A 13,768-nucleotide genomic window follows, 5' to 3' on the forward strand; every position below is an offset into this window, starting at 1 on the left:
TCCTTATCATTTGGCCTCATTTCTCAATCGAGGGACCGCTCCCATGTTGGCACCGAAGCGTCTACTGACTGCACTGGCCTTGACCCTGATCGGTAGCACCGCCGCCCAGGCCGCTGACGAGGTGGTGGTCTACTCCTCGCGAATCGACGAGCTGATCAAGCCGGTATTCGATGCCTACACCGCCAAGACCGGTGTGAAGGTGAAGTTCATCACCGACAAGGAAGCGCCACTGATGCAGCGGCTCAAGGCCGAGGGCGCGAATACGCCGGCCGACCTGCTGCTCACCGTTGATGCCGGCAACCTCTGGCAAGCCGAGCAGATGGGCATCCTCCAGCCGTTCACCTCGAAAACCATCGACGCCAACATTCCGCTGCAATACCGGGCAGCCTCCCACGCCTGGACCGGCCTGAGCCTGCGGGCGCGGACCATTGCCTACTCAACCGATCGGGTGAAGCCGGGTGAATTGACCACCTACGAAGCGCTGGCCGACAAGCAATGGGAAGGCCGCCTGTGCCTGCGCACGGCGAAGAAGGTCTATAACCAGTCCCTGACCGCGACCATGATCGAAGTGCACGGTGCCGGGAAGACCGAGGAAATCCTCAAGGGCTGGGTCAAGAACCTGTCCACTGACGTGTTCTCCGACGACACCGCCGTGCTGGAAGCGATCAATGCCGGCCAGTGCGACGTCGGTATCGTCAACACCTACTACTACGGCCGCCTGCACAAGCAGAAGCCAGACCTGCCGGTGAAGCTGTTCTGGCCGAACCAGGCTGATCGTGGCGTACACGTGAACCTGTCGGGTATCGGCCTGACACAACACGCGCCGCACCCGGAAGCGGCCAAGGCCCTGGTGGAGTGGATGACTACGCCTGAAGCGCAGAAAATCTTTGCCGACGTGAACCAGGAATTCCCGGCGAACCCTGCCGTTCATCCATCCGAAGAAGTGGCGGCCTGGGGCAAGTTCATTGCCGATACCTTGCCGGTGGAAATTGCCGGCAAGCGCCAGGCTGAAGCGATTCGCATGATGGACAAGGCTGGCTGGAACTGAGTCAGCCGTTATGCTGCGCCCCGCCTATGCGGGGCGTTTGTTTTTGCGCTACGCGCCTCTGACGCTGTAGGAGCGAGCTTGCTCGCGATGAACGTCAACGATAACGCGGGGGGGCTGATGGTCCGCGGTGCCCTGACGCTCATCGCGAGCGAGCTCGCTCCTACAGTGTCGATCTCATCCATCAGATAGTAGAGAACCAAGCCTGTGGCCCACCCCGCCCAACGCCGCTGGTATCCAGTCGTCTTCGCCATCGCTGCGCTGGTCCTTTTGCCCCTGAGCGTCCTGCTGCTTTCCTGGCAAACCATTGACGTTCAAATCTGGTCCCACCTGTGGGACACACAGATGCCACGCCTGCTGGGCAACACGCTGACGCTGGTGCTCGGTGTCGGTGCGGGTGTCACCTTGCTGGGCGTCAGCCTCGCCTGGCTGACCAGCCTCTGTGAATTCCCCGGCAGGCGCTGGCTGGACTGGGCATTGATGCTGCCCTTTGCGATTCCAGCCTATGTGCTCGCGTTCGTGTTTGTCGGCCTGCTGGATTTCGCCGGCCCTGTGCAAACCCTGCTGCGCGAGTGGTTCGGCAGTGGTCTGCGGCTGCCGCGCGTGCGCTCCACGGGCGGTGTGATTGTGGTGCTGGTGCTGGTTTTCTATCCCTATGTATACCTGCTGGCCCGCACGGCTTTCCTCGCCCAGGGCAAAGGCCTGATGGAAGCGGCACGGGTCCTTGGCCAATCGCCCTGGCACGCGTTCTGGCGGGTGGCACTGCCCATGGCGCGGCCGGCCATCGGTGCGGGAGTGGCATTGGCGCTGATGGAAACCCTGGCGGATTTCGGCGCGGTGTCGGTGTTCAACTTCGATACCTTCACCACGGCCATCTACAAGACCTGGTACGGTTTTTTCAGCCTGTCTTCCGCCGCGCAACTGGCCAGCCTGTTGCTGCTGGTGGTGATGCTCGTGCTGTACGGCGAACGGCGTGCTCGCGGGGCCAACCGGGCGAGCAACGAGCGACCACGGGTCAAGGCGCTGTATCACCTGCGAGGCGTCAAGGCGCTGGCAGCCATGACATGGTGCGGGCTGGTATTTGCCTGCGCCTTTGTCATTCCAATGCTGCAACTGATGGTGTGGTTCTGGCAGCGTGGGCGTTTCGATCTCGATGAGCGCTACGCCGGGTTGATCGTCCATACCTTGTACCTGGGGGCGATGGCGGCGTTGATCACCGTCAGCGTCGCCTTGTTACTGGCGTTTGCCCGACGACTGGCGCCCACCCGGGTCATTCGCTCCGGGATCAGTCTGGCCAACCTGGGTTATGCCTTGCCGGGTTCGGTGCTGGCGGTGTCGATCATGCTGGCGTTCAGTTACCTCGATCGCGAGCTGGTGATCCCGCTCTCGAGCTGGCTCGGTGGCGCGGGCAAGCCGCTGCTGCTGGGCAGTCTGTCAGCGTTGTTGCTGGCCTATCTGGTGCGCTTCATTGCGGTGGCCTATGGGCCACTGGAAAGCAGCCTGGCGCGTATACGGCCATCTTTGCCCGAAGCGGCACGTAGCCTTGGCGTCAGTGGACCACGACTGTTTTTCAAAGTGTATCTACCATTGTTGTTGCCCGGCACCTTGAGCGCTGGGCTGCTGGTGTTCGTCGACGTGCTCAAGGAAATGCCCGCGACCCTGCTGATGCGCCCGTTTGGCTGGGACACGCTGGCGGTGCGGATCTTTGAAATGACCAGTGAAGGAGAGTGGGCGAGGGCATCTTTGCCAGCGTTGACACTGGTGCTGGTCGGCCTGTTACCGGTCATCGGATTGATCCGGCGCTCAGCACATCGAAACAGCTAGGTGTCAGTCCTACACCTTGCGGCTACAATGCGCGGCATTCGGTGCGGTCCGTCTGACAGACCAGGTAGCTGAAATCGGCTAAAGGCCCTTTGTTTCAAGGCATTCAGTCCGTGCAGCACTTGCCCGCACCTTCGCCACGCCCGGAAGGAGAAACCCATGGGACAGCGTACGCCTCTGTATGACCTTCATCTCGCATTCGGCGCGAAGATGGTCGATTTTGGCGGTTGGGACATGCCTCTGCATTATGGATCGCAGGTCGAGGAACACCATCAGGTGCGCCGCGATTGCGGTGTCTTCGATGTATCCCACATGACCGTAATCGACGTCGGCGGTCCCCAGGCCAAAGCCTGGCTCCGGCATTTGCTGGCCAATGATGTCGAGCGCCTGCACAGCCCCGGCCGTGCGTTGTACAGCACCATGCTCAACGAGCAGGGCGGCATCGTCGACGACATGATCGTCTATCGTCTCGATGAGGGTTATCGCCTGGTGGTCAATGCCTCCACCCGCGATCAGGACATGGCCTGGATGCAAGCGCATCTCGACGGTTTCGACGTGCAACTTCGCGAACGTTCCGAGTTGGCGATGCTGGCCATTCAGGGCCCCCACGCCCGGCAAAAAATTGCCGAGCTGGTCAGCCAGTCCCGCGGCAACCTGATCCAGCTCCTCAAGCCCTTCGAAGGCCTGTCCGATGGTGACTGGTTCATCGCGCGCACCGGTTATACCGGCGAAGACGGCCTGGAAATCATTCTGCCGGCCGATCAGACGCCAGGATTTTTCAACGATCTGGTCGGCGCCGGGATTTCTCCCATCGGCCTTGGCGCACGGGATACCTTGCGGGTCGAAGCCGGCATGAACCTTTACGGTCAGGACATCCAGCAGGACATTTCACCGTTGGCCTCCAATATGGCCTGGACCATTGCCTGGGAACCTGCCACCCGGCAGTTCATCGGGCGCAAGGCGCTGGAAGCGGAGCAGGCTGCCGGTGTACAGCAAAAACTGGTCGGTCTGGTCCTTGAGGAGCGAGGTGTTTTGCGCGCTCATCAGGTGGTCCGCATCGCCGATGTTGGCGAAGGGGAGATCACCAGTGGTAGTTTCTCTCCTACGCTTAGCAAGTCGATTGCACTGGCGCGCGTGCCGATGGCAACTGCCGACCGCGCTGAAGTGGAAATCCGTGGCAAGTGGTACCCGGTACGAGTGGTCAAACCGACCTTCGTCCGTCACGGCAAAACCTTGATCTAACCTATTCCGGCGGGCACGACCGCTGACCTATTTCCTGAGGACACAGAACATGAGCAATATCCCCGCCGACCTGCGTTTTGCCGAAAGTCACGAATGGGCACGTCTGGAAGCCGATGGCACCGTCACCGTGGGCATCAGCGATCACGCGCAGGAAGCGCTGGGTGATGTGGTGTTCGTTGAGTTGACCGAAGTCGGCAACGTGTTTGCCGCTGAAGATCAGGCCGGTGTCGTTGAGTCGGTCAAGGCCGCTTCCGACATCTACTCCCCGATTGCCGGCGAAGTGATCGCGGTCAACGAAGCGCTGAGTGGTGAGCCTGAACTGCTCAACTCCGATCCGTACGGTGCCTGGATCTTCAAGCTCAAGCCAAACAACGCTGCAGACCTGGAAAAACTGCTGGATGCCGCCGGCTACAAGGCTGCCATCGGCGAGTAATGCTCGCCCCTGCAGGAGCCGGCAAGCCGGCTCCTGCAGGGGTTGTTCAAGGTTTCAGTACCGCTTTCACGGCCGCCACCGAACGCTCGACATCCGCTTTGCTCATCGCCGTGAACATCGGCAACGAGACAATCAACCGACCGACCCGCTCGGCGACCGGGAACATGCCTTCCTTGAATCCGCGCTCGCGGTAAAGGCTCAACAGGTGAATCGGCGGGTAGTGATAGCCGATCCCGACACCCAATGCCTGCATCTGCTCCATGAACATCGCCCGCGCCGGTTTGCCATCCGTACGCTCCGGCAGTACCAGTTGGAACAAATGCCAGTTGCTGTGGGTGAAATCCGCTGGCGGCAGTTGCGCTCCGTACTGCGCTTCGAAATCCTCGCCAAAGCAGGCGAAATAGTGTCGGGCCAGGTCACGGCGATGCGCGGTGATCGCTTCGATATGGGCAAACTGCCCCAGGCCAATGGCTGCGGCGACGTCGGTCATGTTGAACTTGCCACCCAGCACATCGACGTCCAGGCCATCGAAACCATTGCGGGTAACGCCCTGCAGCCGGTATTTCTCTGCCAGTCGCACTTCTTCGGCCGTATTCAACACCAGGCAACCGCCCTCGGAGGAGGTGACGTTTTTGTTCGCCTGGAAACTGAAGGACACGAAATCACCGGTCGAGCCAATGCGCTGGCCGTTCCAGCTGGAGCCCAATGCCTGGGCCGCATCTTCGACGATCCGCAGACCGTGCTTTTTCGCCAGGGCGTACAACCGCGTCATGTCCACGGGCAGCCCGGCGAGATACACCGGGATGATGGCCTTGGTGCGGGGGGTAATTGCCGCTTCCAGTTGATCCAGATCGATATTGCGGGTCACCGGGTCGATGTCGGCAAACACCGGGGTGGCGCCGACTTCCAGGATGACGTTGGCAGTGGCTACCCAGGAAATCGGCGTGGTAATCACTTCATCGCCCGGCCCGACCCCGGCAATACGCAAAGCGATTTCCATGGTGCAGGTGCCGGAATTGAAGGTGCGCACCGGGCGCCCGCCAAAATACTCCGAGAGTTGCGCTTCGAAGGCCTGGACCTTGGGGCCGCTGGTGATCCAGCCCGAGCGCAATACGTCGCCGACAGCGGCAATCGTGGTTTCATCGATGGTGGGTTTGGAAAACGGCAGGAACGGCAGTTGGCTCATGAATACAGTCACCCGATCAGCGGACATTAGGTAGGCGCCGCACATGATGATCCGGATTGGATCGCCGCGCTACGTCATCCACGCGGATATCGACTGCTATGCTGGTTTGACCGTGTTGCATCGACGCTGAGCGCCAGTCAAGAGAGAGCCCGTCATGTCCCAGTTGCCGTCCCTGAGCCAGTTACACGACCCCAATGCCTTTCTGCGCCGCCACCTCGGCCCCGATGCCGTCGAGCAACAGGCGATGCTCGACAGTCTCGGCCTGGGCAGCCGGATCGAATTGATCGAGCAAACCGTGCCGCCGGGCATCCGCCTCAACCGGGCGCTGGACCTGCCTCCGGCACTCGATGAAGAGGCCGCGCTGGCCAAACTTCGCGGTTATGCCGAACAGAACCAGGTCTGGACCAGCCTGATCGGCATGGGCTACCACGGCACCCTCACACCGGCCGTCATTTTGCGTAACGTGCTGGAAAATCCCGGCTGGTACACCGCGTACACACCCTATCAGCCGGAGATCGCCCAAGGGCGGCTCGAAGCGCTGCTGAACTTCCAGCAATTGACCATCGACTTGACCGGTCTTGAGCTAGCCAACGCCTCGCTGCTTGATGAGGCCACTGCCGCGGCGGAAGCCATGGCCCTGGCCAAGCGGGTCGCCAAGTCCAAAAGCAACCTGTTCTTTGTCGATGAAAACTGTCACCCGCAAACCGTTTCCGTGGTGCAGACCCGCGCTGAAGGCTTCGGCTTCGAGCTGATCGTCGACACTGTGGATAACTTGAAGCAGCACCAGGTGTTCGGCGCGCTGCTGCAGTACCCTGACACCCACGGCGAGATCCACGATCTGCGGCCGCTGGTTGATTACCTGCACGCGCAGCAGGCCCTGGCCTGTGTCGCCACTGATTTGCTGAGCCTGTTGTTGTTGACTCCGCCGGGTGAACTGGGCGCCGATGTGGTGTTCGGCTCGTCCCAGCGATTTGGCGTGCCCATGGGCTACGGTGGGCCCCATGCGGCATTTTTTGCCAGCCGCGATGAATACAAGCGAGCGATTCCCGGGCGGATCATCGGTGTTTCGAAAGATGCGCGGGGCAACACCGCCCTGCGCATGGCCCTGCAAACCCGCGAGCAACACATCCGCCGGGAGAAGGCCAACTCCAACATCTGCACGGCTCAGGTGCTGCTGGCCAATATCGCCAGTTTTTATGCGGTCTACCACGGCCCGGAAGGGCTCAAGCGGATCGCCCAGCGGGTTCATCGGCTGACCTGCATCCTTGCCGCCGGGCTTGAGCGCAACGGCATTACCCGGGTCAACCGGCACTTCTTCGACACCCTGACGCTGGAGGTGGGTGGAACCCAGACCGCCATCATCGAAAGTGCCCGGGCTGCGCAGATCAACCTGCGCATTCTCGGGCGCGGCCAACTGGGCTTGAGCCTCGACGAGACCTGCGACGAAGGCACCGTGGCGAAGCTGTTCGACGTGTTTCTGGGAGCCGATCACGGGCTCAGCATCGAGGACCTGGATGCCGAAGTCTTGCCTGGCGGAATTCCCGACGGGTTGGCGCGAACTTCGCCTTATCTGCGTCACCCCGTGTTCAGCGCCCATCACAGCGAAACCGAGATGCTGCGTTACCTCAAGCAACTGGAAAACAAGGACCTGGCGCTCAATCAATCGATGATCCCGCTGGGCTCCTGCACCATGAAGCTGAACGCCACCAGCGAGATGATCCCGATCACCTGGCCTCAGTTCGCCAACCTGCACCCGTTCGTGCCGAAAGAGCAGGCTGCCGGGTATGGGTTGATGATCGAAGAGCTGGAGCGCTGGCTGTGCGCGATCACCGGTTTCGATGCGATCTGCATGCAGCCCAACTCTGGTGCCCAGGGTGAATACGCCGGGCTGTTGGCGATCCGCAAATACCATGAGAGCCGCCATCAGGGTGGCCGCGATATTTGCCTGATTCCTTCTTCGGCTCACGGCACCAATCCCGCGTCGGCGCAAATGGCCGGGATGCGCGTGGTGATCGTCGAGTGTGACGAGGCGGGCAACGTCGACCTGGATGACCTCAAGGAAAAAGCCGCGCAGGCCGCAGACAAACTCGCCTGCCTGATGGCGACCTATCCTTCGACCCATGGCGTGTATGAGGAAGGTATCAGCGAAATCTGTGAAGTGATCCACCAGCACGGCGGTCAGGTGTACATGGATGGTGCCAACCTCAACGCGCAGGTCGGGCTGGCGCGGCCGGCCGATATTGGCGCCGACGTCTCGCACATGAACCTGCACAAGACTTTCTGCATTCCCCATGGTGGCGGTGGGCCGGGCATGGGGCCGATTGGCGTTCGGGCGCATCTGGCACCGTTCGTGGCCAACCATCCGGTGGTGCCGATCGAAGGGCCGCACCCGCAAAATGGTGCTGTCAGCGCAGCGCCCTGGGGCAGCGCAAGCATTTTGCCGATCAGCTGGATGTACATCGCCATGATGGGGCCGCAACTGGCGGACGCCAGCGAAGTGGCGATCCTCGCCGCGAATTACCTGGCGCGGCATTTGTCCGGTGCTTTCCCTGTGCTCTACACCGGGCGCAACGAGCGGGTGGCCCACGAATGCATCCTCGACCTGCGGCCGCTCAAGGCGTTGACCGGCATTACCGAGGAGGACGTGGCCAAGCGCCTGATGGACTATGGCTTCCATGCTCCGACCATGTCATTTCCGGTGCCTGGGACGCTGATGGTCGAACCGACCGAAAGTGAATCGAAGGCGGAGCTGGACCGCTTTATCGGAGCGATGCTGAGCATCCGCGCGGAAATCAACGAGGTGCAAAACGGTAATTGGCCGGCTGAAGAAAACCCGTTGAAAGGAGCGCCGCACACGTTGGCCGATATCACCGGCGTGTGGGAGCGGCCATACAGTATCGAACAAGCGGTCACGCCGGACGCGCACACCAAGGCTCACAAATACTGGCCGGTGGTGAATCGGGTGGACAACGTGTATGGGGATCGGAACCTGTTTTGTGCGTGTGTGCCGGTGGACGATTACCGCTGACCTCCCAGGCAACACATGTCCCCTGTAGGAGCGAGCTTGCTCGCGATGGACTCAAGAGCGCTGCGTTTAGTCAGTAAACACGCGGCATCGTTAACGACCATCGCGAGCAAGCTCGCTCCTACAGGGGTATCAGTGAACATGAGACAGGTGTAGGCAGGGCAAAAAAATGCCGCTCATGTGAGCGGCATTTTTATGCGGGTATTACTTATTCCGAAGCCACGGCATTCTTCGCCAGGATCGCGTTCGCCAGTTCCATGTCCGTGGCTTGCAGGCCCGGGTTGGCTGCGCGGACTTTCTGTATGGCCGATTCCAGGTACGGGCCGCGGATACCGCCGTCGCTGGCGACGAAGCTGCTGGCGTCGTCCTGTGCCGCGACGATCAGCTTGTTATCCCTGGACGTCAGATAGCTCGAACCGGTGGTTGCGCCGGATGTAAGAACGTTACGCCAAAAAGTATCGGCCATCGCCGAGCCGACAGGCAGGGACAACAGGGCGACGGTAGCGACAGCAAGCTTGAAACGCATGAAAGGGTGACTCCACTGGGTTAACTACGCCCTTGGATTGCCAACCCTCAATCGAGTTCCATGGTCACTTATTCCGCCGCTTCGACCAGCAGGACTGCGCCTTGCTGGCCGACCACCCGCACGCGGCTGCCAATGGCAGTGTCCGGCCCGCGGGCCATCCACACGCCGTCGGCCACCTTGATTTTGCCGCGACCGTCGACAATCGCTTCATGCACCACAAAGGTTTTGCCGATCAGTTCCTGGCCACGCAGATTCAGGTGCGGCTGATCGCTCGGACGCGTCGCCGTGCGTTGACGCCGCCACCAGTACAACGCGGTGGCGATCGACAGCAGGCCGAACAACAGAAACTGCCATTCCCAGGACAGGCCCGGCAGGAGGAAGGTCAAGACGCCCACGGCGGCCGCCGCCATGCCGATCCACAACAGGTAGCCGCCAGCGCCGAAGACTTCAAGAATCAACAGCACCGTGCCCAGCGCCAACCAGTCCCAGAACGAAAGGTGCTGCAAAAATGCCCACATGGTGCGCCTCAGGCTTTCTTGTTATCGAAAGTGGCCTTGACGATTTCGCCAATGCCGCCCACCGCACCGATCATCGAACTGGCCTCCAGCGGCATCAGGATCACTTTGCTGTTGTTGGCCGAAGACAATTTGCCCAGCGCATCGATGTACTTCTGCGCCACGAAGTAATTGACCGCTTGCACGTTGCCGCTGGCGATGGCCTCGGACACCACTTTGGTGGCCTGGGCTTCTGCCTGGGCTTGTCGTTCGCGGGCTTCGGCCTCCAGGAAGGCGGCTTGCCGGCTGCCTTCGGCTTCGAGGATCTGTGCCTGCTTCTTGCCTTCGGCGGTCAGGATCGCTGCTGCACGCAGGCCTTCGGCTTCCAGAATTTGTGCACGCTTGATTCGTTCGGCTTTCATCTGTCCCGACATTGCCGCCATCAGGTCGGCGGGCGGGCTGATGTCCTTGATTTCGATCCGGGTGATCTTGATGCCCCACGGCGCGGTTGCTTCATCGACGGTGCGCAGCAGTTTTTCGTTAATGGCGTCACGCTGGCTGAGCATGGCGTCGAGTTCCATCGAGCCGAGCACCGTACGGATGTTGGTTTGCAGCAGGTTGCGGATGGCGTGCTCGAGGTTGTTGACCTCGTAGGCGGCCTGGGCCGAGTTGACCACCTGGAAGAAACACACGGCGTCGATCTGCACCGTGGCGTTGTCGGCGGTGATGACTTCCTGCGGCGGAATATCCAGCACGCTTTCCATCACGTTCATCTTGCGACCGATGCGGTCCATGACCGGAACGATGACGTTCAGCCCCGGCTTGAGCGTGTTGGTGTAGCGCCCGAAACGCTCGACGGTCCATTCAAAGCCCTGGGGCACGACCTTGAAGCCCATGAGCAGAATGGCGACCACCAGGCCGATAAAAAGCAAAAGCACACTACCGATCTGCATAACGATTCCTTGTTGATGTGTGGATCTGTGGAGTTGCACTCGCTGGAGTGTAGCGGGGCCCTGCCGGATAAGAGCAGCCGGGCTCAGTTTTGCTCGCTCTGGGGTGTCACTCGCAAAACCTCCTCGATTGTCGTCAATCCGGCGGCCACCTTTTGTGCCCCTGACAACCGCAGGCTGCGCATGCCTTCCTTGAATGCCTGCCGCCGCACGGCCAGCAGATCGGTATCGGGGCTTATCAGCGCTTTGATGCCATCGCTCAGTTGCATGATTTCGTAGACACCGGCGCGCCCGTGATAACCGGTGTCGCGGCATTCCAGGCAACCGACGGCACGCTGGGCATTGCCCGGCAATGGTGCCTGCCAGGGACGGGTCAGGGTTTGCCAGTCGTCTTCGCCCAGCGTCAGCGGCGCCTTGCAGTGCGGGCACAGGGTTCGCACCAGCCGCTGGGCCATGACGCCAAGCACTGTGGCCTTGATCAGGTAGTGCGGCACGCCGAGTTCCAGAAGGCGACTGATGGCACCGGGTGCATCGTTGGTGTGCAGGGTCGACAGCACCAGGTGCCCGGTGAGCGCAGCCTGGATCGCCATCTCCGCGGTTTCGAGGTCGCGGATCTCGCCGATCATGATGATGTCCGGGTCTTGCCGCATCAGCGCGCGCACGCCGGCGGCGAAGGTCAGGTCGATATTGTGCTGGACCTGCATCTGGTTGAACGCCGGCTCGACCATTTCAATCGGGTCTTCGATGGTGCAGAGGTTGACCTGCGGCGTCGCCAGTTTTTTCAGGGTGGTGTAGAGGGTAGTGGTCTTGCCCGAACCCGTCGGCCCGGTGACGAGGATGATGCCGTGGGGCTGGCGGGTCATGTCCAGCCAGCGGCGCAGGTCGTCGACAGAAAACCCGAGCTGGTCGAAGTCCTTGAGCAGGACTTCCGGGTCGAAGATCCGCATGACCATTTTTTCGCCGAAGGCTGTAGGCAGTGTCGACAGGCGCAGTTCGACTTCGCCCCCGTCCGGGGTCTTGGTTTTCACCCGGCCGTCCTGGGGTTTGCGCTTTTCCGCGACGTTCATGCGCCCCAGGGTTTTCAGGCGACTGACGATGGCCATGGTGACCTGGGGCGGGAATTGATAGACGTTGTGCAGCACGCCGTCGATGCGAAAGCGCACCGTGCCTTGCTCGCGCCGGGGTTCGATGTGGATGTCGCTGGCGCGTTGCTGGAACGCGTACTGGAACAGCCAGTCGACGATATTGACGATGTGTGCGTCGTTGGCGTCCGGCTCCTGGTCGCTGGCGCCGAGGTTGAGCAACTGTTCGAAATTGCCGAGGGTACTGACTTGCGGGTCGGCGCTGTTCGCCCCGGTGACCGATTTGGCCAAGCGGAAGAATTCGACGCTCAAGCGCTGGATCTCCACCGGGTTGGCCACCACGCGCTTGATCGGCAATTTGAGCACGTGGGTCAGGTCAGCCTCCCAGCCGCTGACATAAGGCTGGGCGCTGGCCACGGTCACCGCATCACGGTCGATCGCTACCGCGAGGATCTTGTGGCGCTGGGCAAAGGCATAGGACATCAGCGGAGTCACGGCCGCGACGTTGATTTTCAATGGATCGATGCGCAGGTAAGGCTGGCCGGCCTGCCGGGACAGCCACAGGGTCAGGCTTTCGAGGTCCAGCGGTTTGCCGGGACGGCTGAGGTCGTCCAGCTGTTGGCTGGCGATGAACTCCAGCGGATGCATCTGGCCATGGGTGGCGTTGCGGCGGCGGGCATTGAGTGCGTGTTCGGCCGAATCCTGGCTGATAAAGCCCTGGGCGACCAGTTCGCGCAGCACATCATTGAGATCCAGCCAGCGGTCCTGAAGGGCGATTTGTACGGACATGCGGGCTCCTTTTGAACGACAGTCCGCAAAGGATAGCCGTGGCCCGACTGACCGCTGGGCCACTACCCGACAAAGCCGTTTCGGAGTTTTTCAGCCCGCCGCTTGAACCGCCTCGGCCCATGCGCAATCAGCTTCTTGCAGCTCCACCGAGCAGACGCTGATCAGGTTGCGAAGTTTTTCCGCAATCACTTGCGCACGGTGCCAGCTCAAACCGTCGATGACGATCTCGATGGCCAGCCAGTCGTCCTGGCGCTGCACGTTGACCTGCTCCGGCGTGAGCAATTGCAAGGCGAACAGGTTGAGGGCGCGACACAGCAGGTCGGGTTCTGCCTCGGCCAGCATTTGATAGCGAACACGGCAATGGGCGTTGCTGACGTTCCAGACATCGGCACGGGCAGGCGGGGTGTTCACGGCTTCGAGATACGGCATGGTCAGGCTCCAGAATTACTGGAGAAATGTTTACATCCTGTGCCGGGTATTTCTTCTCTATGATTGGCAACATTGTAGAAATTTAGAATCAATCAATTCACTTATTGACCAACAAAGGGTTTTTTTATGCAAAGCGAGCTGGATGGCTATGACCGCAAGATCCTCGCCTTGCTGCAAGAGGATGCTTCGCTTTCCAGCGCGCAGATCGCCGAGCAGGTGGGGCTCTCGCAATCGCCGTGCTGGCGGCGGATTCAGCGGATGAAAGAGGAGGGCATCATTCGCGGCCAGGTGACCTTGCTCGACCGCAAGAAAATCGGCCTGAACACACAGATCTTCGCCGAGGTGAAACTCAATGCCCACGGGCGTTCGAACTTCACCGAATTCACCGAGGCGATTCGCGGCTTTCCGGAAGTGCTGGAGTGCTACGTGTTGATGGGGGCGGTGGACTTCCTGCTGCGGATTGTCACGGCGGACATCGAGGCGTATGAGCGCTTCTTCTTTGAGAAGCTGTCGATGGTACCGGGGATTCAGGAGGTCAATTCGATCGTGGCGTTGTCGGAGATCAAGTCGACCACCAGTTTGCCGGTGTTGCGCTGATGATGCTTGAGGGAGCTTGTGGCGGGGGGGGGGGCCCCCCCCCCCCAAAGGTTTTAAGACGCCACAGCCATTTTAAGGCGCGGGGGTGTTAAACCCCCAAAGCCAGGGGGGTTGGCGCCAGCACGGCGTGGGGGGGGGTGGGGTGGTTT

At 61.0% G+C, this 13,768-nt stretch carries 12 protein-coding genes; 6 read left to right on the forward strand and 6 right to left on the reverse strand.

The window, feature by feature from the left end; all coding sequences use genetic code 11:
- The first annotated feature begins 43 nt into the window (after positions 1 to 43).
- The 4 genes from ACCD00_RS18055 (at position 44) to gcvH (ending at position 4,541) form a co-directional block, all read left to right on the forward strand.
- The gene (locus ACCD00_RS18055; protein WP_413426506.1) at positions 44 to 1,048 is read left to right on the forward strand and encodes an extracellular solute-binding protein; all 1,005 of its coding nucleotides are present in this window, start codon (positions 44 to 46) and stop codon (positions 1,046 to 1,048) included.
- Positions 1,049 to 1,252: 204 nt separating this feature from the next.
- Positions 1,253 to 2,869 carry an ABC transporter permease gene (locus ACCD00_RS18060; RefSeq protein ID WP_413426508.1) on the forward strand — a complete coding sequence of 539 codons (1,617 nt, stop codon included), beginning with the start codon at positions 1,253 to 1,255 and terminating at the stop codon, positions 2,867 to 2,869.
- Positions 2,870 to 3,025: 156 nt separating this feature from the next.
- The gene (gcvT, locus tag ACCD00_RS18065; protein WP_413426510.1) at positions 3,026 to 4,108 is read left to right on the forward strand and encodes a glycine cleavage system aminomethyltransferase GcvT; all 1,083 of its coding nucleotides are present in this window, start codon (positions 3,026 to 3,028) and stop codon (positions 4,106 to 4,108) included.
- A 49-nt stretch (positions 4,109 to 4,157) separates the two neighbouring features.
- Positions 4,158 to 4,541, forward strand: coding sequence for a glycine cleavage system protein GcvH (gene gcvH / locus ACCD00_RS18070; protein ID WP_413426512.1), 384 nt, complete (start codon positions 4,158 to 4,160; stop codon positions 4,539 to 4,541).
- A 46-nt stretch (positions 4,542 to 4,587) separates the two neighbouring features.
- Here the strand turns inward: gcvH and ACCD00_RS18075 are convergent, their stop codons facing one another.
- Positions 4,588 to 5,727, reverse strand: coding sequence for a DegT/DnrJ/EryC1/StrS family aminotransferase (locus ACCD00_RS18075; RefSeq protein WP_413426514.1), 1,140 nt, complete (start codon positions 5,725 to 5,727; stop codon positions 4,588 to 4,590).
- Positions 5,728 to 5,881: 154 nt separating this feature from the next.
- Between ACCD00_RS18075 and gcvP the strand changes: the two genes are divergently transcribed.
- Complete coding sequence (gene gcvP / locus ACCD00_RS18080) at positions 5,882 to 8,755, forward strand: aminomethyl-transferring glycine dehydrogenase (protein ID WP_413426516.1); 2,874 nt, start codon at positions 5,882 to 5,884, stop codon at positions 8,753 to 8,755.
- 205 nt (positions 8,756 to 8,960) lie between these two features.
- Here the strand turns inward: gcvP and ACCD00_RS18085 are convergent, their stop codons facing one another.
- The 5 genes from ACCD00_RS18085 to ACCD00_RS18105 all read right to left on the reverse strand — a co-directional run bounded on the left by ACCD00_RS18085 (position 8,961) and on the right by ACCD00_RS18105 (position 13,022).
- Positions 8,961 to 9,278 carry a DUF2388 domain-containing protein gene (locus ACCD00_RS18085; RefSeq protein ID WP_085716288.1) on the reverse strand — a complete coding sequence of 106 codons (318 nt, stop codon included), beginning with the start codon at positions 9,276 to 9,278 and terminating at the stop codon, positions 8,961 to 8,963.
- Positions 9,279 to 9,346: 68 nt separating this feature from the next.
- A complete protein-coding gene (locus tag ACCD00_RS18090; RefSeq protein ID WP_111282872.1) occupies positions 9,347 to 9,796 on the reverse strand; it encodes an NfeD family protein in 450 nt (149 codons plus the stop codon).
- An 8-nt stretch (positions 9,797 to 9,804) separates the two neighbouring features.
- On the reverse strand, positions 9,805 to 10,725 hold the full coding sequence (locus ACCD00_RS18095) for an SPFH domain-containing protein (protein WP_413426519.1): 921 nt from the start codon (positions 10,723 to 10,725) through the stop codon (positions 9,805 to 9,807).
- A gap of 83 nt (positions 10,726 to 10,808) precedes the next feature.
- A complete protein-coding gene (locus ACCD00_RS18100) occupies positions 10,809 to 12,593 on the reverse strand; it encodes a GspE/PulE family protein (protein ID WP_413426521.1) in 1,785 nt (594 codons plus the stop codon).
- Between the two features lie 90 nt (positions 12,594 to 12,683).
- Complete coding sequence (locus ACCD00_RS18105) at positions 12,684 to 13,022, reverse strand: hypothetical protein (protein WP_413426523.1); 339 nt, start codon at positions 13,020 to 13,022, stop codon at positions 12,684 to 12,686.
- 126 nt (positions 13,023 to 13,148) lie between these two features.
- Between ACCD00_RS18105 and ACCD00_RS18110 the strand changes: the two genes are divergently transcribed.
- The gene (locus ACCD00_RS18110) at positions 13,149 to 13,619 is read left to right on the forward strand and encodes an Lrp/AsnC family transcriptional regulator (RefSeq protein ID WP_413426525.1); all 471 of its coding nucleotides are present in this window, start codon (positions 13,149 to 13,151) and stop codon (positions 13,617 to 13,619) included.
- Positions 13,620 to 13,768: the final 149 nt, after the last annotated feature.

The organism is Pseudomonas sp. Pseusp3, assembly GCF_047304225.1.
GTDB classification, from domain to species: Bacteria; Pseudomonadota; Gammaproteobacteria; order Pseudomonadales; family Pseudomonadaceae; genus Aquipseudomonas; species Aquipseudomonas fluorescens_CD.